Raw genomic sequence first — 24,165 nt, 5'->3', positions numbered from 1 at the left:
CCGAACTCACCGATGCTTGCCGGTGGGGTGCGCGGCGACCAATCGTCGCCGTTTTTCGGCAACGGGGCTCAGGGCGACGGTGGTTCTTCGGTGTTTGCGTGCGGACTGGCGGTGAGCCGGTAAGTCGAGCCAGGTCTTCGGTACTCGCGGTCTGCCTGGATGAGCTCGCCGAGGCTTTCCGGTGGGGTGTGCGATGACCGATCGTCGCCGGTTTTCGGCGATGGGGCTCAGAACCGTGGCGGTGAGGGTGTAAGGCCGGTGGGTCAAGCCGAGTCTTCGGCACTCGCGGTCCGTCTCTGGCCGAACTCGCCGATGCTTGCCGGTGGGATGCGCGGCGTCCGACTGTCGCCGGTTTTCGGCAACGGCACTCAGAACGGTGGCGGTGAGGGTGTAAGGCCGGTGGGTCAAGCCGAGTCTTCGGCACTCGCGGTCCGTCTCTGGCCGAACTCGCCGAGGCCTGCCGGTGGGGTGCGCGGCGGCCGATCGTCGCCGGTTTTCGGCAACGGGGCTCAGAACGGCGGCGGTTCCTCACTGTCTCGCGGGCGGGGGTCGTGGAGTGGTGGTGGGACGCTGTCGTAGGTCTGTCCGGTGGGGGTGGTGATGGTGAGGGTGCCGTTGGGGTCGAGGTGGTAGGTCCAGCCGGGTTCGTCTTTGAGGCGGTGGTCTCGGCGGCAGAGGTCGATAAGGTCATCGGCGTCGGTGTGGCCGCCGTGCTGCCACGGCACCGCATGATCTAGATCGCAGGCCTGCGCCGGCCGGTGACAGCCCGGTCTTCGACACTCACGATCCCGCACCCGGACAAACTCGCCGAGACCGGCGGTGGGCCGATACCGCTCCCGGCCGAGGTCGAGGACCTGCCCGGACAGCGGGTCGGTGATGATCCGCCGCAACACCGTGCCCGGCCCGGCCGCGATCTCCCGCGCCAGTGAGGCAGGCAGATGACCATGCCCCGCCAACTCAGCCGGATCCTCGTTGAGACCAAGATAAGTAGCCAAGTCCATATACAGGAACACTTCCGTGCGTTCGCTCACGCCACCGGTGCCGCCGAGCAGGAGATCCAGGGCGACGTCCGCGCGGAGCTGGTCCAGGGTGCGGGTCTCGCCGCCGGTTCTGAGCGCCCTGGCCTCACGATCGATCCGCCGGTAAGCAGCGGTCACTTTCTCGACCGGGCCGTCCTCGACCTCGATCGACGCGACCCCGGTCTCGCCCTGCCGGATCGTGAGACGACGACCCTCCCGATGACGCTCCGCACGGGTCTCGGCACCCTCACGATCGACCGAGATCGCCGCATGACTCGCCGCCTTCCGGATCTGATCGACGTTCCGCCCCGGTAACCGATCCTCCAGCAACGCATCAGCAGCCCGCGCGTTCTCATCCGACAGCCACGCGGTCGCGGCGGCGACTTTCATCGCCCCGAAACCACTCACCTCGCCCTGGTCCATCAGATGCAGGGTTCGGGGCAAGCGGGTAGTCAACGCCTCCGCGGCGGCGACCATCGCCCCCGCATGATTGTCCACAAGAGACAGAGCGAACGCGACCTCCTGCACCACACTCCGCGCACCCTCACGATGAAGGTTCAGCTGAGCGAGCGCCCGGAACCGGACAGCTTCCAGCCGCGCGATCCCCGCCGACGCCGCCTGCGCCACAGCAACACAATCGCTGTCCTCCAAGGAAAAGACGGCACCGTTGACCGACTCCAAGACGTCCGGGTCGATAAGTTCTTTGAGTTGCGCCACAGAGGTGGCTTCGCGCGTGTCCACCCATCGAACATACGACCGACCACCGACACTTTTCGATCATCCAGACGCCACAAGGCGTCGCCGATTTCCGGCAACGCCCGAAAGCCGTTCCCGGCAGCCGAAATCCGGCTGCCGGGAAAGCCCTACATCACATCCCGAACGACCATCCGCTCCGAAGCCCGCTCAATAGCCGCTTCCACCGCGCCGACCCGGTCCGCCAGCAGCCCCATGGCGCCGACAGCCCGGCTCATCGGGTCCTCGTCGTCCCCACCCAGCGCTTGCGCACGCAGGTAGGCCGCCTTCACGTCCGCCCACCGCTGCGCCTCCGAGGCGCTCAGCCGTCCCCGCAATTCGGCCAGCTTGAGCAGGTTCGCTTCCGCGCCCGAGGTTAACGTCTGTGCTTCGCCGGCGTAGTGGTCGTCGATCAGGGCTTCCAGTTCGGCGTCGTTCATGGCGGGCACGATCCGGCCGGCGAGTTTGTTCATGTTCCGGTACGAACCCTGCAGCTGGAACGGCGGTTCGACCCGGGACGCGTCCGCCTGCGCCGCCGAAGCGATGTAGGCCTGGTTGTTCTTCAGGATGATCCGCTGCACCTGGATCAGCTTTCGCAACACGGCGAGGATCTGCTCGAGTTCGGTCGCCGAGTACGCGTGCTTCAGCTGATCCGCCCGCACCGAACCGTCGCCGCGGGCCAGCCGCACGAGAACGTCCACATCGGAACGTTCGCGCGAGACCAGCGGTGCCAGTACGGTGTTCGCGGTGAGCGAGTTCTCGATGTAGCTCAGCGCGAACAGGTCTTCCTTGCCCGAAAGCACGTCGCCGAGGTTCCACACGTCCGCGCGGTTGGCGAGCATGTCGGGGATCCGGAACCGCTTTCCTTGCTCCGTATACGGGTTGCCCGCCATACAAACAGCGAATCGCTTGCCCCGCAGGTCATAGGTCCGCGTGCGGCCTTCCCAAACGCCTTCCATCCGCCGTTGCGCGTCGCACAGCGAGATGAACTTCTGCAGCAATTCCGGCGAGGTGTGCTGGATGTCGTCCAGATACAGCAGCACGTTGTTGCCCTGCTCCAGCGCGAAAGAGATCTTCTCGACCTCTTGCCGCGCGGTCGCGTTGGGCGCGTCCGCCGGATCCACCGACGTGACCTCGTGCCCGAGCGCCGGACCGTTCACCTTGACGAACACCAGCCCGAGGCGGCTCGCGACGTACTCCATGAGCGTCGTTTTGCCGTATCCGGGCGGCGAAATCAACAGCAGCAGACCGGATTGGTCGGTGCGCCGCGCGTCGCCTGTCGCGCCGAGCTGTTTGGCGAGGTTGTCGCCGATCAGCGGCAAGTAGACCTCGTCGAGCAGCCTGTTGCGCACGAAGGCGCTCATCACCTTCGGCTTGTACTCAGCCAGCCGCAGCCTGTCGCGTTCGGCGGCCACCAGTTCGTTGCGCTGCCGCTGGTACGCCCGGAAACCCGGCACCCGGTCACGCCGGAACCGTCCCGTCCTGGCCAGCGTCTCGTCGAGCCGCAGGGTCAGGGACCGGTTGACGATCCGGGAATGCGAACCGAGCAGACCGTCCACAGTGGCCGTGAGCTCCGCAGAGGACTCGTAGCGCGGCAGATCGGCGAGTTCCATCGCGACGGCCTCGGCCAGCTCGTCGCCCGGAATCCCAGCAGAGTCCACAAAGGACGAAAGCCAGGCTTCGGCGAGCTGGTAACGGTCTGCGAGGTCTTCGAGTGCCCGCAGGTCTTCGGCGAAGCTCCGGCGGTCGAGGCGGAACTTGTCGAGCAGCGTCCGCGCGCCACCGCTGGTGACGAACCCCGGCGACGCGTCGGCCAGTTCCTCGAACAGGTACTCACCGGCGGATTCGAGGTCCAGCGCCAGCCCGGACGACGCGGCGAACGCGGCCATCGCCTCGGCGAGCTCCCTCGCCAGCGAGTCGATCGCCGTGGTGTGCCCGAACGCCTCCCGCACCCGCGCGAGCGACGCGGCACGCGTTGTCCACGCGGACTTCGCCGCCTCTTCGGCGCCGAAGGCCCAGAACAGCTGAGCCGCGGCCCGCGCGGCGGGCGGATACCGCAGCAGCCCGGCGGCGGACCGCAGGCGCAGCAGGGCCGACAGGATCGCGGCGGCGTCGTGGTCGTGCACGCCGCGCGCGTAGCCCTCGTCGTAGCGGTCTCCCGCGACCCGCCGGACGACCTCCAGCAGGCCGTCCTCCGGCAGATCCGGCTTGTCCAGCAGGATCGACGTGGCCAGGTACTCGGCGCGATAGACCTCGGCCGATTCCGAGACCAGCAACTGATCCCAGTACGGCCGCGTCGCCTCGAACGACTCGTCCCGCACGGGCGAGCGGTAGTCGGTCCCGGTGATCGCGAACTTCATCCCGCCGTCGTGCGGCACCAGAGTGAGGTCGATGTCCTGCGTGTTGACCGCGAAGGTGTTGCGGCCCAGGCGGATCGTCTCCCCGCCGTCGCCGTAGAGGTCGAGCCTGTCGCGCAGGGCGCGGCCTGCCTCCTGGCGAGCGGCCTTGACCCGGCCTTCGAGCTCTTCGGCACGCACCTGATCGCCGAGGTCGCGCAGTTCGGCGACGACGCTGCGCAGCTTCGCGACCATCGGATCGGAGGCGAAGTAGGTGTTGATCTCGTCGACCGAACCGAGCGTGCCGACCCGGCGGGTGACACTCGTCAGGATGCGTTCGGCCGAATCGACCAGCCTGTCCGCGCGGCGGGCCCGCTCGTCGAGCAGCGCCTGCTTGCGCGAGGAGAAAGCCTCGTAGACGTCGGTGCGTTTCTCCCCGAGCGACGCCAGGAAGTCGTCGAACTCGCCGAACCGCGATTCGAGGTTTTCCAGCTGCAGCAACAATCTGCCGAGCTGCTCGTCGCAGCGGTCCGGGGTGTCCGCGACCGCGAGCCCGCCGGTGATGGCCTGTGCGAGCAACGCGAACTCGGCGGCGAACTCCGCCCGGCCCTCGGTCTCCAGCAGTTCCTTGCGCCGCGCGTCGAGGGTGGCCCGAGCCCGGTTGACCCCGCCGATGACCTCGCCGACGCGTTCCAGGATCTTGGTCCGCACCACGGCGTCCGCGATCTCCAGCCCGCCGACGACGTCGGTGAGAACTTCGAGCCCGCCGGACTGCTCGTCCAGCTGCTCGGCGACCGGGACCGCCTCGGCGACGGTGGAGATCGCGCCCGCGGCCTCGATCAGCTCGTCGACCTCGGCGTGGTAGCTCGTGAACGCCTCCTCGCCCTGCAGGAACCGGACGGCCCGCTGCGCGGCCTCGCCGAATTCCGTGTCGAGGTCGGCGATCAGCTTGTCGACACGTTCGGTGTCGACATACCGCAGTTCCCGCACGGTGACGAGATGGCCTCGCGCGCGGTGCATTTCGGCGAGCCTGCGCACCCACGCGTCGGCCGCGTTCAGTGCTTCACCGCGGACCCTCCGCACGAGCGACGCGGTTTCCGCCGCGGCTTCCTCGACGGCCTCGGCCGCCTGCGCGGTGAGCGAGGTGACCGTCTCGAACTCGTCGAGCACCTGCTCCGCGGTGACCCGGACGTCCGAAAGCGGCGACCGCAGATCGCCGAGTTCGGCCTCGCCGAGCCAGTGGTAGTGATCGAAAACCCTGGCGCACGCGGCGATCAGGGCCTCGAACACCGCCACCGACGGCGCCATCTCGCCGACCATCCGGCCGATCGAGAGGCAGTCCGAGATCCCGCGGACCAGATCGGCGTTGCCGACCCGCTCCAGCGGCCCTGTCCCGGCCGGCTGCGACGCGGCGTACGTGTCCGACTGGAACGGCGTCCGCCACACCTGCATCGGGTGCACCCGGCTCGGCTCGTCGGACAGCGCGCGGAACAGCACCATCGTGCCGTCGTCGAACAGCGAGTACCCGTGGCACGGGATCGGGTTCGAGACCTCTTTGCGGATCACGTTGTACGGCAGGAGAAGCGAGCGTCCCTCGGCCCGCGCGTGGAAGACGTAGAGCACGTCCTCCCCGTTGGGTGAGCGGATCACGCGTTCGAATTCGAGACCGTCCACAGTGGTGTCGAACGTCTTGCTGATGCCCGTGTCGAGGTAGTAGCCGCCGGGGAAGATGATGCCGTGGTCCTCGGGCAGCCGCTGGCACGCCTGCCCGATCCCGTCGAGGCGCACCACGTCCCGGGTGCGGGTGTTGAACACCAGGTACCGGTGCACGGTCTCCTTGTACGGCAGCATCCGCAGCAGGATCAGCGGGCCGATCCTGGCGTAGGACACCTCGGCGTCGGCGAGACTCTGCAGCGGCTCGTCGACCGGTTCGGAGTAGACGCCCTCGCCGGTCTCGGTGTTGTCCTCGACCTTGATCGTCAGGTTGCCGCCGACGGTCTCGACGAACACCTCGTCCTCGATCGAGATGTGCGGGTGCCGTCCGAGGACGTGCTGCTCGCGGCTGGTCTCGATCCATTCGAAGTCGTGCGACGGCGGGAAGACGTGATCGCGTTCGCCTCGGCTGTCCACATAGGACACCTTGCCGTCGGCGGCGATCCCCCAGCGCAGCACGCGGATGTCCTCGGTCCGGGGACCGATCTGGAACACCGCGAGCAGTTTGCCCTCGACCCGCCGCAGCTGCAGCAGCTTCGCCTGCCGGTAGTACCGGTACAGCTCGGCGAAATCGCGGACGAACTGCTCGTCGCGCAGCAGACCCGGCAGCTCCTCGGCCGGCACGTCGTCGAAGCGGAAGGCTTCCGCGTCATGGCTGAAACCGTGCAGCGAGAAGACGTCGTCGACCGTCGTCTCGGGTTTGAGCCCGATGAAGACGTTGTAGCCGAACAACATCCGCCCGCCGACCGAAACGACGTCCCGCGGCACGCAGTTGTTCGCGGTGCGGATCCGTTCCGTGCCGATCAGCGCCAGCTGCGCGCTGCCGAAGACCCCGAGCCGCGCGGTGTTGAGCTCGTCCGCGCGTTTCGCCAGTTCGGCGGCCTGTGCGGCGAGCCGGGCGCGGAGCACCTCATAGGTGCCCGCGTCCAGCTGCTCCGTTCCTGCCGCCGGTTCGGTCGCCGTCACTGCTTCGCGGGGGCGAGGGCGGCGACGGACTTGTCGGCGAGGCCGAGCCGCTGCGCCATGGCCAGCAGCTCCTGCACCTTGCCGCTGTCCGGGCCGCCCGCCTGCAACTGCTTCGCCAGGAAGGCCGACAGCGTCAGGTTCTTCACGTCCTCAGTGCTCACCGAGGAGATCAGCTTCGTCAGGTCGTCGGTGAAGCTGCCCGAGCCGTCGAGCCACGGCTTCGCGAGCGTCTGGACGACGTCCGAGTGCTCGACGAACCCGTCGACACTCTTGCCGAGTCCGATCGAGCCGATGATCTTCTCGAAGAACATCGTCTCGCCGCCGACGATGTCGATGTCGGCCTTCTCCAGTCCGATTCCGAGCACCGTGGCCTGCGCCTCGGCGACCTCGCGCTGCACGTTGAGGGCGGCGAGCCGGATCTCCTTCTCCGCCTCCAGGCGCAGGCGGTACTCCTCGTGCTCGCGGCTGGCGGTGTCGAGCGCGGCCATCGCGGCGGCCTTCTCGGTGAGACCTTCGGCCTCGCCCTTGAGCTTGTCGCGCATGCCGTCGGCGAGCACGATCGCCTTCTCGCGGGCGACGATCGCCTCGGCGCGGCCGACCTTCTCCAGCGCGTCGGCGTCGCGCTCCTTGACCTGTGCCGCGGCAAGGCCGATGGCGGCCTCCTCGGCCTGGATCCCCTCCGCCAGGCGGATCTTCGCGCGGGTCTCCAGCTCGGCGGCCTGCTGACGGGCCTCGGCCAGCGTCAGTTCCTCGCGGGCCTTGTGCTTCGACGCGGCCTCGGCGGCTTCCGCGGCCTTGATGTCCTTGACGAGGTTCTGCTGCGCTTCCGCCTCGGCCCGGATGATGATGGCCGAGCGCTGACGCTCCGCCTCTTCGACGACGCGGAGCTTCTTGATGTTTTCTTCCTGCTCCGCCACGGTCTTCTCGACCGCGATCCGCTCGCGGATCACCTCGGCGATGGACCGCTTCTCGGTCTCGACTTCCTTGTCCTTGGCGATCCGGGACAGCTCGGTCTCGCGTTCGCGGCCGATGACCTCCAGAAGCCTGTCCTTCTCGATGCGCTCGCTCTCGATGGCGATGACGCGCTCACGGTTCTTGCCCGCGACCTCGATCTCACGCTGCTGGTTCTGGTGCTGGACGCCGAGCTGCTCGTCCGTGCGCAGATCGGCGGCCTGCGACTTGAGCCGCTCCTCCGCCTGCACCTTGGCGATCTCGGCCTCTTCGCGCGCCCGCATGGTCTCGACCTCGCGGCGCTGCTTGATCTCGGCGTCGGCCTGCCGCCGCTCCAGTTCGAGGATCGCCTCGCGGGCGTCGACGTTCTGGCGGGTGATCTCTTTTTCCTCGCCGCGGCGGAACTCGTTGGTACGCACGTGCTCGATCGCGGTCAGCTCGGTGATCTTGCGGATACCCTGCGCGTCGAGGATGTTCGCGGAGTCGAGCTGCGCCATCGGCGTCTGCTCGAGGTAGTCGATGGCCGCGTCCTCGAGGCTGTAGCCGTTGAGGTCGGTGCCGATGACGCGGATGATCTGGTCACGGAATTCGTGGCGCTTGGTGTAGAGATCCACGAAGTCCAGCTGCTTGCCGACGGTCTTCAACGCCTCGGAGAACTTGGCGTTGAACAGTTCCTGCAGCGTCGCCTCGTGGCTCGCGCGTTCGGTGCCGATCGCCTGCGCGACCTTGATCACGTCCTCGACGGTCTTGTTGACCCGGACGAAGAACGAGATCCGGATGTCGGCGCGGATGTTGTCCCGGCAGATCAGGCCTTCACGGCCCGTGCGGGTGATTTCCATCGCCTTGACCGAAGTGTCCATGATCTCGGCCTTGTGCAGCACCGGCAGGACGATCGCGCCGGTGAACGTCACGTCGACGCGGCGGACCTTCGAGATGATCAGTGCCTTCCCCTGCGGCACCTTTTTGAACAACCTGGTGATCGTGAAGAGCAAGACCAGGAGGATGACAACTATCACGGCGATCAGAACGCCGGCCCCCACGCTGATGGCACCCATAGTGTTCCTTTTCTGCTTCAGATGTCCAAGGACTCGACCCAGAAGAACTCGCCTTCGGAGTCGTAGTCATAGAGAACTACGCGGCTGCCCGCCGTCAGGTTGCCTTGGCCCGCCTGCCGAACGTCCACAATGGCCGACGACCCGTCGGCGGCGGTCGCTTCGGCCTGGCCGAAGTCGTGCGTCACCGACGAAGTGCGGATGACGGCGGCGCGACCGACGAAGTCCCGCCTGCTCGGCTCCTTCGCGGGACCGAATACCCGGCGCAGTGGCACCACGATCACCCTCGTCCCGAGTGTGCCGAGGACGAGCGCGACGGCGAGCACGCCGACCCCGAACCCGATCCTCGATGGTGTCGAAAGCTCCAAGTCATCGAGAAGAACCGTTCCTGCCAGGCTGGCGAACCAGGTGAATGCGATCAGCAAAGAGAGCGAAATGGACAGTGGGACCCCGCCGAAGCCCGCCAGGAGCCCGTCGCCGCCGTCGAAGCCAACAGCGTCATCGACGTCGACGCCGCCGAACAGTGCCAGCAGCCAGTAGCCGATCACCACGATCAGCAGGAAGCTGAAGAGCACGGCCGGAAACCCCAGAGCCGCGGTGACGAACCCGCCCATCGCCGTCGTTCCCTCCCCCATTACCCCGGGTCAGGACTATAACCAGCGCGTGACGCCGGGCGGGCCGTTTTCGGCTACGAGTGGGTCACGGTGTGCGGAAGCGTGCGGGGTCCGGCCACCTGCCGCGTTTCGTCCTCTGAATGCGGCGGGGTCGTGGGGGCCCCGGGGAAGACCGGCAGGTCCGAGAAGGGCCCCTTGCCTACCCTGAAGGTAGTGAAGGAGGCCTTCACGGACTTCCTGATCGCCACGTTCGTCCCAGGCGCAGCAGGAGTCACAGCGGGTGCGCGTGAAGGACCCCTTCACGCGGCTCAGCCGAGGAAACTCGACCTTCACACCTTCCGTAGTACGTGAAGGACCCCTTCATTGCGCTAGGCGCAATGAAGGGGTCCTTCACGTACTACAGGTGAGCGGGGGCGGCGGTGAGGCGTCGGTACAGGTGGTCGTGAGTGATAAGTCGCGTTCTAACGACACTTGCCACTCACGACCACCTCGACCCACGCCCACCCGCCGCATCCCGTCGCTCCGCCGCGTTTAGTCCTCTGAATGCGGCAGGGATGCGCGGGGTCGCGGAGGGGCGCGACACGGAAGGCGCAAGCGGGCGCGGAGCGTTACGCCGAGCGGCCGCTCGGAAGCCATCCGGTTGGACCTGTCGCACCACACGAGCGAGCCCTACTCTCCAGTATTGAGAGTGACACAGGACACACCACGGTCTTGGGAGGCTCCATTGGGTTGGCACGTTCGCGAGACGATCGACGAGGATCAGCGCGAACGGCGAATCCGCCACGTCACCCGATGTCTGAGCTGCACGCTCACCTGCGTCCATTGTGGACTTCCCGCGCGTTTCGCCGTTCCCGCGGGACATCCCGGGCTCGGCATCGTCGAACATCTCCCCGGCGCGAGCAGTCCGGGCCTGCCGGATCTCGCCCTCCTGCACCGCTTTTGCCGCGACCACACCGGCACGGACGCCGGGATGGCGCTCAGGCGCGCCTATCTCGGCCTGGCGACCGAACTCTTCGAAACGGGACGGCGGATCCGCCGTCACCACAGGCTCGGCGTGCATCCGCCACGGCCGGGGCACCTCGAGACCTACCGAAAACGGTGGCGAGTGGCCAAAATGCGGTACGCCTGCAAGGCGTGCCGGTACTACACCGGCTCTCACTGAGCCGCTTCTCCCCCGGAGGGCTCGTGCTCGTTCGTCTCATCCTCGGTCTGCTCATCACCGTCGTCGGCCTCGCTTTCGCCGCCCGCCGCGCCGCCTGGCTCGCCAGACTGATCCGCTCCGGCCAGCCGGACGAGAAACGCTCCGACGTCATGGCCGTCCGCGCGAAGACGCATCTGGCCGAGGTCTTCGGGCAGCGCAAACTGCTCAAGTGGTCCGTCCCCGGGCTCGCGCATCTGTTCACGTTCTGGGGTTTCGTGATCCTCGGGTCGGTCTACGTCGAGGCGTACGGCGCCCTGTTCGACCACGACTTCCATATCCCGCTCATCGGGCACTGGGCGGTCTTGGGCTTCCTGCAGGACTTCATCGCCGTCGCCGTCGTCGCCTCGCTAGGGGTCTTCGCGGTCATCCGGATCCGGCAGGCACCCGAACGGAAAGACCGCGCGTCGCGCTTCTACGGCTCGCACACCGGCGGCGCCTGGCTGATCCTGTTCATGATCTTCAACGTGATCTGGACGATGTTCTTCTTCCGCGGCGCGTCGGCGGCGGTCGGCGTCTTCCCGTACGAGTCGGGCGCGTGGGTCTCGCTCGGCGTGGGCGAACTCCTGGAGCCGCTGGGCCTCTCCGTCACCGAACCGTTGGAGACCGTCGGGCTGCTGCTGCACATCGGCGTGATGCTGGCGTTCCTGTCGATCGTGCTCTACTCCAAGCACCTCCACATCTTCCTGGCGCCGGTCAACGTCACCGCCAAACGGCTCCCGGACGCGCTCGGCCCGCTGCTGCCGATGGAGTCCGGCGGCAAGCCGATCGACTTCGAGGATCCGGGCGAGGACGACACGTTCGGCCGCGGCAAAATCGAGGACTTCACCTGGAAGGGCATGCTCGACTTCGCCACCTGCACCGAATGCGGCCGCTGCCAGTCGCAGTGCCCGGCGTGGAACACCGGGAAACCCTTGTCCCCCAAGCTCATGATCATGGACCTGCGGGACCATCTCTTCGAGAGCGCCCCGTACATCCTCGACGGCAAGGAGGCGCCCGAAGAGCGTCCGCTCGTCGGCACCAAGGAGGCCTTCGGCGTCATCGACCCGGATGTCCTCTGGTCCTGCACCACCTGCGGCGCCTGCGTCGAGCAGTGCCCCGTCGACATCGAGCACGTCGACCACGTCGTGGACATGCGCCGCTATCAGGTGATGATCGAGTCGGCCTTCCCGAGCGAACTCGGCGTGCTGTTCAAGAACCTCGAAACCAAGGGGAATCCCTGGGGCCAGAACAACTCCGACCGGCTCGCCTGGACGAAGGACCTCGACTTCGAGGTCCCGATCTTCGACGGCGAGCTGGCCGAAGACGTCGAGTACGTCTACTGGGTCGGCTGCGCGGGCGCTTTCGACGACAACGCCCGCAAGACCGTCCGCGCCACCGCGGAACTCCTGCATCTCGCCGGGGTCAAGTACACGATCCTCGGCACCGACGAGTCCTGTACCGGCGACCCGGCCCGCCGCTCCGGCAACGAGTTCCTCTTCCAGATGCTCGCGCAGCAGACCGTCGAGACGCTGAACGCGGTGTTCGAGGGCCGCGAGCCGGGCACACGCAAGATCGTCACCACCTGCCCGCACTGCCTGAACACGCTCGGCCGCGAGTACCCGCAACTCGACGGGCACTACGAGGTCCTGCACCACACGCAGCTGCTGAACCGGCTGGTCCGCGCCAAGAAGCTGACCCCGGTCCAACCGGTCGACGCCGGCCCGGTGACCTACCACGACCCGTGTTACCTCGGCCGCCACAACAAGGTCTACGAACCGCCGCGCGAACTCGTCGGCGCGACCGGCGCCACGCTCAGCGAGATGCCCCGGCACGCCGACCGCTCGCTCTGCTGCGGCGCCGGTGGCGCGCGGATGTGGATGGAGGAGCAGATCGGCAAGCGCATCAACCTCGAACGCGTCGACGAGGCCCTCGGCACGAACGCCGAAACGATCGTCACCGGCTGCCCGTTCTGCCGCGTGATGCTGAACGACGGCCTTGTCCAGCGGCAGAGCGAGCAGCGTGGCGAAGGCGTCACCGTGCGCGACGTTTCCCAGCTCCTGCTGGAGACCGTGAAGGAGCGAGACCGGACCGCGACCGAGATTTAGGCACCGGTTGGCGGAGCTGAGATGCATGCCGGGAATGGACACAGTACGTGAACCCGCCCGGCCGCAGGCCCCGCTATCGCGGTGGCAGGGCGCCCTTCCTGCCCGGCCTGACCGGTGTGACCATGCCGCGCCCTGCCGACGTCGATCGCGGACGCGGGTTCACCCAGAGATTTAAGGCACACGGGAGTTGGAAGTTCGGCGCACCGAACTCTAGACTCACGGGATGGCGAATCTGTTCAAGGCCGTCTGCGGGCTGGCCGCGTCGACGCTCGTCCTGACCGCGTGCGGCGCGCCCGCAGGCGGCTCGGACGACAAGCGGCCCGTGGTGCTGACCACGTTCACGGTCTTGGCGGACGTCGCGGCGAACGTCGCGGGCGACAAGCTCAGGGTCGAGTCGATCACCAAACCCGGCGCCGAGATCCACGGTTACGAGCCCACGCCGGACGACATCAAGAAGGCCGCGAAGGCCGACCTGATCCTCGACAACGGGCTGAACCTGGAGGCGTGGTTCGCCCGGTTCGTCAAGGAGAGCGACGCACCGCACAAGGTGGTCAGCGAAGGCGTCCAGCCCATCGCCATCGGCGAGGACTCCTACCAGGGCAAGCCGAATCCGCACGCGTGGATGTCGCCGAAGAACGTCGGGATCTACGTGGACAACATGGTCAAGGCGTTCAGCGAGGTCTCCGCCGGTGACGCCGCCGTGTTCAAGGCCAACGGCGACGCCTACAAGGCGAAACTGCAGGCGGTCCAGGACGAGATGACCGGCGCGCTGAGCGGGCTGCCGAAGAACGAGCGCGCGCTGGTCACCTGCGAAGGCGCCTTCTCCTACCTCGCGCGCGACTCCGGCCTCACCGAGCGGTACATCTGGGCGGTCAACGCCGAACAGCAGGCCACCCCGCAGCAGATCACCCGCGCGATCGGCTTCGTCAAGGAGAACAAGGTCCCCGCGGTGTTCTGCGAGTCGACCGTCTCCGACGCCCCGATGCGCCAGGTCGTCTCCGCGACCGGTGCCGCGTTCGGCGGCGTCCTCTACGTCGATTCCCTGTCCGGTCCCGAAGGCCCGGTGCCGACGTACCTCGACCTCATCCGCCACGACTCGAAGACGATCGTGGCCGCGCTCACCGGGGCGAAGCCGTGACCGCCGCGATCCGCGTCGAGGGCGTCACCGTCCACTACGGCGAGGTCCTCGCGCTCGACGGTGTCGACCTCACGCTCGAACACGGCCACGTCTGCGGTCTGGTCGGGATGAACGGCTCCGGCAAGTCGACGCTGTTCAAGACGGTCATGGGCATGGTCCGGCCGGACACCGGCACGGTCTCGGTCGACGGCGGCACCCCCGCGCTGGCCCGCAAGACCGGCGCGATCGGATACGTGCCGCAGAGCGAGGACGTCGACTGGTCGTTCCCACTTTCGGTGCGCGACGTCGTGATGACAGGCCGCTACGGTCACCTCGGCTTCACCCGGAGGCCGCGCCGCGCCGACCACGAGGCCGTCGAGCGGGCACTGGAGCGAGTCGAGCTGACCGAACTCGCCGGACGGCAGATCGGCCAGCTGTCCGGCGGGCAGCGCAAACGCGCGTTCGTCGCGCGCGGCATCGCCCAGGGCGCCCGTGTCCTGCTGCTGGACGAGCCGTTCGCGGGCGTCGACAAGCGGTCCGAAGCCACGATCACCCGGCTGCTCAAGGAACTCGCGGCCGACGGCGCCGCGGTCCTCATCTCCACCCACGACCTGCACGCGCTGCCCGGTCTCGCCGACGAGGCGATCCTGCTGATGCGCAAGGTGCTCGCGCACGGCTCCCCCGGCGAGGTGCTCCGGCCCGAGAACCTCGCGCTGGCCTTCGGACTCGACGTCCTGCAACGGGAAGAGGAACTCGCGTGAGTCTCTACGACCTGTTCCTCGAACCGCTGAGCTACGACTTCATGGTGCGGGCGCTGGCGTCCACGGTCATCGCGTCCGCGGTCTGCGCGGTGCTCTCGTGCTGGCTGGTGCTGATCGGCTGGTCGCTGATGGGCGACGCGGTCTCGCACGCGGTGCTGCCCGGCGTCGTGCTCGCGTACGTCCTCGGCGCGCCCTTCGCGCTGGGTGCCGTCGTCTTCGGTTTCCTCGCCGTGGCGCTGATCGGCGTCGTCCGCGACACCAGCCGCGTCAAGGAGGACGCCGCGATCGGCATCGTGTTCACCACGCTGTTCGCGCTCGGCCTCGTGCTGATCTCGGTGACGCCGAGCCAGACCGACCTGAACCACATCATCTTCGGCAACCTGCTCGGCGTCGACACCTCGGATCTGATCCAGATCGGCGTCCTCGGCGCGATCACGCTCACCGTGCTGGTGCTCAAACGCCGCGACTTCACCTTGTACGCCTTCGATCCCACGCACGCGCACGCCATCGGGCTGAACCCGCGGGTGCTCGGCGCCGCGCTGCTGGGGCTGCTCGCGCTGACAGCGGTGGTGGCGTTGCAGGTGGTCGGCGTGATCCTGGTGGTCGCGATGCTGATCATTCCCGGCGCGACGGCGTACCTGCTGACCGACCGGTTCGGCCGCATGCTCGTGATCGCGCCGTCGTTCTCGGTGCTCGCGGCGGTGACCGGGCTCTACCTGAGCTACCACCTCGACACCGCGTCCGGCGGGATGATCGTGCTGGTGCAGGGCGCCGGGTTCACGCTGGTGTACCTGTTCGGGCCGCGGCACGGGATCGTCGGGAAGCGGCTGGCCAAGCGCAGGCGGGAAGCCGCGCGGGCGGTGTAGGGGTCAAGCCCAGCGGCCGGCGAGGGCCCTGGCGATCACCGCGCCGAGCACGCGCACGCCGTGGAAGGAGCCGGGTTCCAGCCCGACCAGTTCGCGGACCCGGCGGAACCGGTAGTCCAGCGTCCGCGGGTGGATGTGCAGCGCTCCGGCGGTGTTCAGGCGGTTCATGTCGTGCCGGTAGTAGGCGTCGAGCGTGGCCACCAGATCGGGCCCGGACTCCAGCTGCCGCGCGATCCCGAGCAGCCAGTCGTCGACAGGGGGCAGCCGGGCGACACCGAGTTCGACGAAGAGGTCGGTCATCACGGGCAGCCGGCTCGGCCTGGCCTCGACGGGGGCGACCCGGCTGATCCGCCGGGCCAGCGCGGCGGTGTCCCGCAGCGCGCCGACACGTCCGGAGGCCGCGCCCGCCGCGCCGGGCCGTCCGGTCAGTGCCGCGCATTCGAGAGCGAGGCTCAACCCGCGTTCCCGCGCCTCTTCGGGGTCTTCGCACGGGAACAGGACCACCAGCTCACCGGGCTCGCGCCAGATCATCGGCACCCGATCGCGTTTCAGCAGCACACCGATGATCTCCTCGCGCCGTTCCTCCGAAGGCAAGGGGGAACCGGAAAGCCGCACGACCGTGATCAGGTACCGGTCGGTGAAACCCAGTTCGAGGCTTTCCGGGAGTCCGGGGATCACCGCTTTGTCGTCGAGCAGTGTCGCGGCGAATTCCTGGGCCCGTTTGACGAACGGCGTGCCGCGTTTCTGCCCGGCCAGGAATCCGCGGAGATAGGCGTTCTGCCCGGCGAGGCCGTTGGTGGGCAGCCAGCCGATCATCTCGGTCACGTGCCCGACCTCGCGCAGGCCCGCCGCCTCGTGGATCTCCCGCAGGGTGAGCACGTCGTGGAGGTCGAGCACGTGCCGCCCGGAAGCCAGGGAAACGCCCTGGCCACCGCGTTGCTCGCCGAAAGCGGTCAACACCGCCAGGTCCTCACCGGTGAAGGGCGCGCCCTCGGCGGCGAGTTCGATCTCCCGGCGCCTGAGCAGGACGGCGAAGTCCAGCATCGAAGCGCGGACCCCGGCCATCCTGGCCGCCGCCCGGAAATCGGGGACCTCGCTGAGATAGACGTCGACGGCCCGCCGCCCGTTGAAATCCACCCGATCCCACAACAGTTTGTAGAGACCTTCCATTTTCTCCCCGCATTCTCGCGGTTCGAGACTAAGCAGCGCGACTGGACGTTTTCTGGACCGCGAGCCGTCCCTCTGCCCGCGGTAACCGGACAATCACCCCGCGCTCTGTGTCTCTCGCGACATGGGGATGCGCCGAACCTTAGGTTAGGCTCCCCTCATGTCTACGGAAGACGCGCTGCTCACCGGCCATGACCTGGTGCTCGCGCACCAAGAGCGGGCCGTGGTGGACGGCGTGTCCCTGTCGCTGCGCGCCGGCACGGTGACCGCGCTGGTCGGGCCGAACGGCTCCGGCAAGTCGACGCTCCTGCGTTCGCTGGCGCGGCTGCACAAGCCCCGCGAAGGCAGCGTCCACCTCGGCGAACGCACCGTCTGGGGCGGAAACGCGTTGTCCGGCAAGGAGTTCGCCCGCCAGGTCACGCTGCTGACCCAGCACCGGCCCACGCCGAGCGGCGTCTCCGTGCGCGACGTCGTCTCCTACGGCCGGTACCCGTACCGCTCGGGCTGGCGCGGGGTCGACATCGACGGCACCGCCGCGATCCGCCGCGCGATGGAACTGACCGGCGTGACCCCGATGGCCGAACGCGGCGTCGACGAACTGTCCGGCGGAGAGCTCCAACGTGTCTGGCTCGCGTCCTGTCTCGCCCAGCAGACCTCGGTCCTGCTGCTGGACGAGCCCACCAACCATCTCGACCTGCGCTATCAGGTCGAGATCCTCGACGTCGTCCGCGATCTGGCCAACGAGGGGGTCGCGGTCGGCGTGGTACTGCACGACCTCGACCACGCGGCGATCATCGCCGACGAGGTCGTGCTGCTGTGCGAGGGAACCATCGTGGCCACGGGTGACATCGGGCAGGTGCTCACCACCGAGCACCTCTCCCAGGCCTACGGCGTCACCGTCCACGTCGCGAACGACCCGGTGACGGGCGCGATCCACTGCAGGCCACTCGGGCGGCATTCGCCCAGGCCCGCCTGAGAAACCAGGAAGAACCATGCGTTTGCTGACCCCCGCCGCCCTCGTCGCGGCGACGGCGTTGCTGCTGTCCGCCTGCGGCACCACCGAGAACACCGCGGCCGCGCCGAGCGAGGCCGCGGCCGCGAGCGGTCCGGTCACGGTGACCGACGCGCGCGGCAAGGCCGTCACCCTCAAGGCCCCGGCGAAGCGGGTCGTCGCGCTCGAATGGGGCGAGGCCGAGATGGTCGCTTCGCTCGGCGTCATGCCGGTCGGCGCCGCGGACGTCGCGGGCTACAACGTCTGGGACAAGGCCGTCCCGCTGACCGCGGAGGTCAAGGACGTCGGCAAGCGCAACGAGCCCAGCGTCGACGCGATCGTCGGGCTGAACCCCGACGTCGTCATCATCGCCGAGGAGCGCGACTCGCCCCTGGTGCCGCAGATCGAGAAGTACGTCCCGGTCGTGGTCACCAAGACCAGCGACGCGAGCCGTAACTTCGACCGCCTGCGCGAGGACTTCAAGCTGATCGCCAAGACGGTCGGCAAGGAGGCCGAGGCGGACAAGCAACTGTCCGAAATGGACGCCAAACTCGCCGAGGGCAAGAAGGCCGTCGAGGGCAAGGGCGCCGCGGGCACCCCGTTCCTGATGGCCGACGCCTACCTCGAAGGCAGCACAGTCAGCGTCCGCCCGTTCGGCAAGGGCTCGCTGGTCTCCGACACCGCCGAGGCCGTCGGCCTCAAGAACGTCTGGACCGGCAAGGTAGACGCGCAGTGGGGCCTCGGCCAGACCGACGTCGAAGGCCTGACCGCGATCACCGACCCGAAGACCGTGCTGTTCTACAGCGCCTCCGAAGAGGACGTCTTCACCACCGGGCTCGCGCAGAACGCCGTCTACCAGCGGCTGCCGTTCGTGGTGTCGAAAAAGATCCACAAGCTGGAATCCGGCACGTGGACCTTCGGCGGACCGAAGTCGGTCATCATGACCGCCGACCAGATCGTGAAGGTCATCACGGCCTGATGGTCAAAGAAATACGGGCGCCACAAGCGGTGCGCACCGCGGTGGTGTCGGCGGGGCTGGTGGTGCTGATCGCCGTCCTCGCCGGCGTCCACCTGACCCAGGGCACTTCGACGTCCGGCCCGCTGGACGTGGTGAAGGCGATCTTCGGTCACGGCGACGCGCAAACCCTCGCGGTACTGGAGGGTTCGCGCGTCCCGCGGCTGCTGGCCGCGTTGCTGCTCGGGGTCGCACTCGGCGTCGCGGGCGCGGGAATGCAGTCCGTGGCAAGGAATCCGCTCGCCTCACCCGACACGCTCGCGGTCAACGCGGGCGCGCATTTCGCCGTGGTCGCCATCTCCGCGTTCGGGCTTTCGCTACCGCTCGTCCCGGTCGGCGGGGCGGCGTTCGTGGGCGGGCTCGCGGCGGCCGTCATCGTGCTGGGCCTGGCGGGCGGCGGTTCGGCGAGCCCGCGGCTGGTACTCGTCGGCTCGGCGGTCCTGCTGGCGCTACAGTCGGTGACCGTCCTGATGCTGCTCATGTTCGAGCAGGAGACGGCCGGCTTGTTCGCCTGGGGCAGCGGTTCGCTCACCGTGTCCGACCTGCGCGCGACCGGCCAGATGACGCCGATCGTGGTGATCGCCGTGGTGGCGCTCGTCGCGATGGGCCGCAAACTCGACGTCCTCGCCCTCGGCGACGACAACGCGACCGTGCTCGGCCTCCGGGTCCGCCGGACGCGGGTCGGCGCCATCGTGCTGACCGTCGCGCTGACCGCGGCGGCGGTGACCGTCGCCGGACCGGTCGGCTTCGTCGGGCTGAGCGCACCGGTGATCACGAAGCTGCTGCTGCCGATCGCGAAGCACCGGGTGCTGCTGCCGGTGTCCGGGCTGGTCGGCGTCGTGACGGTGCTCGGCGCCGACGTCGTCCTGCGGGCGATCATGGGGTCGGCCGCCGCCGTGCGGGTGCCGACCGGCGTGGTGACCACGATCATCGGGGCGGTCGTCATGGTGTGGCTGGCCCGGCGCGGCCGGGGCAGCGGCTCGCGCCGTCCGGCTCCGGCGGGACGGGTCGGTGTCGCCGGGTCGACACGGCGACTCGTGCTGATCTCCGCCGTGCTCGTGGTGCTGCTCGCCGTGATCCCGGTCGTCGGGCTGATGCTGGGCGACCGGATGGTGCTGCTCGGCGACCTCGCGAACTGGGTCACCGGCGACACCGGGACCGCACTCACTTTCGTGCTGGACCAACGACTTCCGCGAGTCTTGGCCGCACTGCTCGCCGGTGCCGCGCTGGCGGTGTCCGGCTGCGGGATCCAGTCGGTCAGCCGCAACCCGCTCGCCGAACCGGGTCTGCTCGGCATCACCGCGGGCGCCGGGCTCGGCGCGATCACGCTGATCACGATCGTCCCCGTCGCCGGTGCCTGGGCGATCGCCGGAGCCGCCGGAGCGGGCGCGACCGTGGTGTTCCTGCTGGTCTACGGGCTGGCTTGGCGGTCAGGCCTGGACTCGGACCGGCTGGTGATCATCGGCATCGCGGTCTGGTCGGCCGGGATGGCGCTGATCACGCTGCTGATCGTGGTCTCCGACCCGTGGAACTCGGCCAAGGCGCTGACCTGGCTTTCGGGGTCGACCTACGGCCGGACGCTGGAGCAGGTCGCTCCGGTGGCGCTGGCGCTCGTCGCGCTGACGCCGTTGTTGTGGCTCAAGCACCGCGAGTTGGACCTGCACGCGCTGGACGAGGACACCCCGCGGGTGCTCGGGATGCGCATCGAACGGTCGCGGCTGGTGATCCTCGGGGCTTCCGGGATCCTGGCGGCCACCGCGGTGTCCGCGATCGGCGTGGTCGTCTTCGTCGGACTGGTCGCGCCGCATCTGGCGCGGTCACTCGTCGGCGGACGGCACGGCCGGATCGTCCCGGTGGCCGCGGCGCTCGGGGCGTTGCTGGTGAGCGTCGCGGACACCTTGGGGCGCACGGTCATCGCGCCCGCCCAGATCCCGGCCGGCCTGGTCATCGCCATGGTCGGGACGCCGTACTTCGTGCTGGTGCTCTGGAAGACCCGGCCGTAGAAGTACACGAAGGCCCCCTTCCTGTACCTAGGCGCAAGGAAGGGGGCCTTCATGTACTCCGGCTACAGCGTCTTCTGGAGGTGCGTGGCGAGGAGTTTCGTGAAGCGGGCGGGGTCGCCCAGTTCTCCGCCCTCGGCCAGCAAAGCCATGCCGTAGAGCAGTTCCGCGGTCTCCCCGAGCCCCTCGGACTCGCCCTTCTCGGCGAACGACGACCGCAGCCCGGCGACCAGCGGGTGGCCCGGGTTGAGTTCCAGGATCCGCTTGATCTGCGGCATCTCCTGGCCCATCGCGCGGTACATCTTCTCCAGCGTCGGGGTGACGTCGTTCGTGTCGCCGACGATGCACGCGGGCGACGTCGTCAGCCGCGACGAGAGCCGGACCTCCTTGACCTGCTCCGACAGCGTCGTCGTCAGCCAGGTCAGCAGCCCGGAGAACTCTTCCTTCTGCTCGTCGGTGGTGTCGGAGTCGAGTTCGACCTCGCCCTTCGCGACCGACTGGAACTGCTTCTCCTCGTAGCCGGAGACGGCGTCGACCCACATCTCGTCGATCGGGTCGGTGAGCACGAGCACCTCGTACCCCTTGGCCTGGAAGGCTTCCAGATGCGGGGAGTTCTCGATGCTCTGCCGCGAATCACCGGTCAGGTAGTAGATGTGCTCCTGGCCGTCCTTCATCCGCTCGACGTAGTCGCGCAGCGAAGTGAGCTTCTCCGGGTCATTCGTCGAAGCGAAGGAGCAGATGTCGAGGATCGCGGTGCGGTTCTCGTGGTCGTCCAGCAGGCCTTCCTTGACGGCCCGGCCGAACTCCTTCCAGAACGTCTCGTACTTGTACGGGTTCTCGTCCGCCATCAGCGTCTTGACGGTCGAGAGGACCTTCTTCACCAGGCGACGGCGGATCAGCTGGATCTGGCGGTCCTGCTGCAGGATCTCGCGCGAGACGTTGAGCGAGAGGTCCTGCGCGTCGACGACACCCTTCACGAAGCGCAGGTACTCCGGCATCAGCGCTTCGCAGTCGTCCATGATGAAGACGCGCTTCACGTACAGCTGGACGCCGCGTTTGCGCTCCCGCATGAACAGGTCGAGCGGCGCGTGTCCCGGCAGGAACAGCAGCGCCTGGTACTCGAAGGTGCCCTCGGCCTGGAGCCGGATCGTCTCCAGCGGGTCGTTCCAGTCGTGCGCGACGTGCTTGTAGAACTCGTTGTACTCGTCTTCGGTGACATCGCTGGAGGAGCGGGCCCACAGCGCCTTCATCGAGTTGACCGTGGCGACCTCTTCGCCCTCGGTCATCCGGATCGGCCAGGTGATGAAGTCCGAGTACTTCTTGACGATCTGCTTGATCTTGGTGGCCGAGGTGTAGTCGAAGAGCTGGTCTTCGGCGTCCTCGGGCTTGAGGTGCAGGACGACCGACGTGCCCTGAGGCAGGTCCGGGACCGTCTCGATGGTGTACGTGCCTTCGCCCTCGGACTGCCACCGGACGCCTTCGTCCGAACCCGCGTGGCGCGTCAGCAGCGTGACCTTGTCGGCCACCATGAAGCTGGCGTAGAACCCGATGCCGAATTGGCCGATCAGATCCTGCGAGGCCGCGGAATCCTTGGTTTCCTTCAGCTTCTTCAGGAATTCGGCGGTGCCGGATTTCGCGATCGTGCCGATCAACGCGACGACGTCGTCCCGGCTCATCCCGATTCCGTTGTCCCGCACGGTGAGGGTGCGGTTTTCGGGGTCGGTTTCGATCTCGATGTGGAGATCATCGGTATCCGCCTGGAGTTCCTTGTCGCGGAACGCTTCGAGGCGGAGTTTGTCCAGTGCGTCGGAGGCGTTGGACACCAGTTCCCGCAGGAACGTGTCTTTGTTCGAGTAGATCGAATGGATCATCAGCTGAAGCAGCTGACGTGCCTCCGACTGGAACTCGAGTGTTTCGGCAGAGGTGGTCACGCGCCGATATTACCGAGCGCGGAACCGGCTCAAGCCAGCCTCTGCCTGGCCACCTCGACGAGCCCGTCTTCGGTGGCCTGTTCGATGGTCGTGACGCACGCCCGGCCGGTGGCCTCGACCGTCGCGACGACGTTGCCGAAATGCGGGCCGGACAGTTTGGCCCAGGTCACCGGATCGGGTCCGACACCGCCGCGCGTCGCCCAGCGGCGCGCGAGAGACGCCAGCCTCGGCGACCAGGTGGCGGCGAAGATCGGCTTGAGCGGCCGCGGCATCGCGTTGTGCACCGGCGAGCAGGTGAGCTGGTAGACGGCCGATTCCACCGGCCTCGGGTACCGCGCTTCGGCGATGTACGCGTGGTGGACGTCGCCGGAGAGCACCGCGATGGTGGCGGGCGGGTCCTCCCGGCGTCCCTCGCGGGCGATCATCGCGGCGAGCCGCTCGAACGAGGCGCGGAACGCCGCCCAGTGTTCGAGGTCGGCGGCCTGCCGGAGCTTCTCCGCGAACCTGCCCCGCCGTCCCGGGCGCGCGCAGGACCGCTCGTTGAGCGACTGCAGATGGGACACGACCGGCGGCAGCAGCCACGGCAGCGAGGACCCGATGAGCAGGTGGTCGCAGGGCGCGGCGGCGTTCTCCTCGATCCAGTCGAACTCGTCCTCGTCGACCATCGACCGGGTGCCGCCCGCGAGGATCCGCCCCGCCCGGCTGTCGATGACCAGCAGCCGCACGGTGCCGAAGTCGCGGCGGTAGCTCCATCTCGCGCCTTTGGTTCCGTCGCGTTCGTTGTCGGCCTCGTCGGCGTACGAGACGAGCAGGTCCGCGTTGTCGCCACCGGAGGTGACGGCCTTCTGGAAGGTCGCGTCCTCGGCGAGTTCGGCGGGGCCGAGGTTCCCGAGGTGCTGGTACACCCAGTACGACATGATCGCGCCGCGCAGGCGCTCCTTCCACCACGGCTGCGCCCGCATCTGCCGCTGCCAGGTGTAGGAGGTGTTCCAGTCGTCGCGGACGTCGTGGTCGTCGAAGATCATCGACGTCGGCACGGTGGACAGCAGCCAGCGGATCACCGGTTCTCCCCAGGCCTCGTGGTAGAGGTGGGTGTACTCCTCGAAATCCGCCACCTCCGTGCCCGGCGGTTCGGCCGTGTCGCGGCGGCGGCTCAGCCATTCCTGCGTCTCGTCGGTGGTTTCGTCGGCGTAGACCTGATCGCCGAGCATCAGCAGCGCTTGCGGCCAGTCGGCCTCCTCGCCGTCCGCCATCCGGCGGGCGTACGCGGCCAGCGCGTCGGGACCCAAGGCGTCGTCTTCGTGCGGTTTGCGGCAGGAGCCGAACACGAGCCGGAAGCGGGACCCGTCCCCGGGCAGTGTCCGGATGCGACTGGGCGGGAACCCGGAATCCTCCAGGGGCCACACCTTTTCACCGTCCACGCGCACCTCGTACTCGACGCACGAGCCGGGTTCGAGACCGGTCAGCACCAGCAGGGCGTAGTGGTGGCCCCGGATCTCGAAGGTCCTCGCGGTCGTGCCGAGGACTTCGACCTCACCCTCGGCCCGCGTCTCGACCCAGACCGTCGCCGACTTCTCGTCGACGTGCCGCAGCAGGGGACCCAGGAGCAGGCTCATGCCTGAAACGGTGCCACAACGGGGCCAAGATCG

At 68.2% G+C, this 24,165-nt stretch carries 15 protein-coding genes; 8 read left to right on the top strand and 7 right to left on the bottom strand.

What is annotated here, in order from left to right; all coding sequences use genetic code 11:
• Nucleotides 1-509: 509 nt before the first annotated feature.
• The 4 genes from ACZ6YV_RS24120 to ACZ6YV_RS24105 form a co-directional block, all read right to left on the bottom strand.
• Nucleotides 510-1,736 carry an HNH endonuclease signature motif containing protein gene (locus tag ACZ6YV_RS24120; RefSeq protein WP_465511852.1) on the bottom strand — a complete coding sequence of 409 codons (1,227 nt, stop codon included), beginning with the start codon at nucleotides 1,734-1,736 and terminating at the stop codon, nucleotides 510-512.
• Nucleotides 1,737-1,882: 146 nt separating this feature from the next.
• The gene (locus ACZ6YV_RS24115; RefSeq protein WP_465511766.1) at nucleotides 1,883-6,766 is read right to left on the bottom strand and encodes a DNA repair ATPase; all 4,884 of its coding nucleotides are present in this window, start codon (nucleotides 6,764-6,766) and stop codon (nucleotides 1,883-1,885) included.
• Nucleotides 6,763-8,709 (bottom strand): flotillin family protein, encoded by a 1,947-nt coding sequence (locus ACZ6YV_RS24110; RefSeq protein WP_465511765.1) that lies wholly within the window; start codon nucleotides 8,707-8,709, stop codon nucleotides 6,763-6,765. Before ACZ6YV_RS24110 ends, ACZ6YV_RS24115 begins: the two co-directional genes overlap by 4 nt.
• Nucleotides 8,710-8,789: 80 nt before the next feature.
• On the bottom strand, nucleotides 8,790-9,404 hold the full coding sequence (locus ACZ6YV_RS24105; protein ID WP_465511764.1) for a hypothetical protein: 615 nt from the start codon (nucleotides 9,402-9,404) through the stop codon (nucleotides 8,790-8,792).
• Nucleotides 9,405-10,107: 703 nt separating this feature from the next.
• Here ACZ6YV_RS24105 and ACZ6YV_RS24100 point away from each other — a divergent pair.
• From ACZ6YV_RS24100 to ACZ6YV_RS24080, 5 genes are all read left to right on the top strand, one after another.
• Complete coding sequence (locus ACZ6YV_RS24100; RefSeq protein WP_465511763.1) at nucleotides 10,108-10,545, top strand: hypothetical protein; 438 nt, start codon at nucleotides 10,108-10,110, stop codon at nucleotides 10,543-10,545.
• Between the two features lie 23 nt (nucleotides 10,546-10,568).
• The gene (locus tag ACZ6YV_RS24095; protein ID WP_465511762.1) at nucleotides 10,569-12,668 is read left to right on the top strand and encodes a (Fe-S)-binding protein; all 2,100 of its coding nucleotides are present in this window, start codon (nucleotides 10,569-10,571) and stop codon (nucleotides 12,666-12,668) included.
• 223 nt (nucleotides 12,669-12,891) lie between these two features.
• The gene (locus ACZ6YV_RS24090) at nucleotides 12,892-13,806 is read left to right on the top strand and encodes a metal ABC transporter substrate-binding protein (protein WP_465511761.1); all 915 of its coding nucleotides are present in this window, start codon (nucleotides 12,892-12,894) and stop codon (nucleotides 13,804-13,806) included.
• Nucleotides 13,803-14,546: a metal ABC transporter ATP-binding protein gene (locus tag ACZ6YV_RS24085; protein ID WP_465511760.1), complete on the top strand. Its 744-nt coding sequence runs from the start codon at nucleotides 13,803-13,805 to the stop codon at nucleotides 14,544-14,546. Before ACZ6YV_RS24090 ends, ACZ6YV_RS24085 begins: the two co-directional genes overlap by 4 nt.
• The gene (locus ACZ6YV_RS24080) at nucleotides 14,543-15,412 is read left to right on the top strand and encodes a metal ABC transporter permease (RefSeq protein WP_378237416.1); all 870 of its coding nucleotides are present in this window, start codon (nucleotides 14,543-14,545) and stop codon (nucleotides 15,410-15,412) included. The genes ACZ6YV_RS24085 and ACZ6YV_RS24080 overlap by 4 nt, the downstream gene beginning before the upstream one ends.
• Before the next feature lie 3 nt (nucleotides 15,413-15,415).
• Here the strand turns inward: ACZ6YV_RS24080 and ACZ6YV_RS24075 are convergent, their stop codons facing one another.
• The gene (locus tag ACZ6YV_RS24075; protein WP_465511759.1) at nucleotides 15,416-16,582 is read right to left on the bottom strand and encodes a PucR family transcriptional regulator; all 1,167 of its coding nucleotides are present in this window, start codon (nucleotides 16,580-16,582) and stop codon (nucleotides 15,416-15,418) included.
• A 157-nt stretch (nucleotides 16,583-16,739) separates the two neighbouring features.
• Here ACZ6YV_RS24075 and ACZ6YV_RS24070 point away from each other — a divergent pair, with 157 nt between their 5' ends.
• Genes ACZ6YV_RS24070 through ACZ6YV_RS24060 form a run of 3 tightly spaced genes read left to right on the top strand, consistent with a single transcriptional unit; the run spans nucleotide 16,740 to nucleotide 20,588 of the window.
• On the top strand, nucleotides 16,740-17,555 hold the full coding sequence (locus ACZ6YV_RS24070; RefSeq protein ID WP_465511758.1) for an ABC transporter ATP-binding protein: 816 nt from the start codon (nucleotides 16,740-16,742) through the stop codon (nucleotides 17,553-17,555).
• Nucleotides 17,556-17,571: 16 nt separating this feature from the next.
• Nucleotides 17,572-18,549 (top strand): ABC transporter substrate-binding protein, encoded by a 978-nt coding sequence (locus ACZ6YV_RS24065; RefSeq protein ID WP_465511757.1) that lies wholly within the window; start codon nucleotides 17,572-17,574, stop codon nucleotides 18,547-18,549.
• A complete protein-coding gene (locus ACZ6YV_RS24060; RefSeq protein WP_465511756.1) occupies nucleotides 18,549-20,588 on the top strand; it encodes an iron ABC transporter permease in 2,040 nt (679 codons plus the stop codon). Before ACZ6YV_RS24065 ends, ACZ6YV_RS24060 begins: the two co-directional genes overlap by 1 nt.
• A 62-nt stretch (nucleotides 20,589-20,650) precedes the next feature.
• Here the strand turns inward: ACZ6YV_RS24060 and htpG are convergent, their stop codons facing one another.
• Together htpG and ACZ6YV_RS24050 are read right to left on the bottom strand one after the other, a co-directional pair.
• Nucleotides 20,651-22,516, bottom strand: a complete 1,866-nt coding sequence (gene htpG, locus ACZ6YV_RS24055; protein WP_465511755.1) for a molecular chaperone HtpG — start codon at nucleotides 22,514-22,516, stop codon at nucleotides 20,651-20,653.
• Nucleotides 22,517-22,545: 29 nt separating this feature from the next.
• A complete protein-coding gene (locus ACZ6YV_RS24050; RefSeq protein WP_465511754.1) occupies nucleotides 22,546-24,132 on the bottom strand; it encodes an alkaline phosphatase D family protein in 1,587 nt (528 codons plus the stop codon).
• Nucleotides 24,133-24,165: the final 33 nt, after the last annotated feature.

The sequence above is a fragment of the Amycolatopsis sp. NPDC102522 genome, from assembly GCF_055584485.1.
Note: the sequence above shows the minus strand (reverse complement) of the source record. Positions and strands in the feature narration are given on the sequence as shown.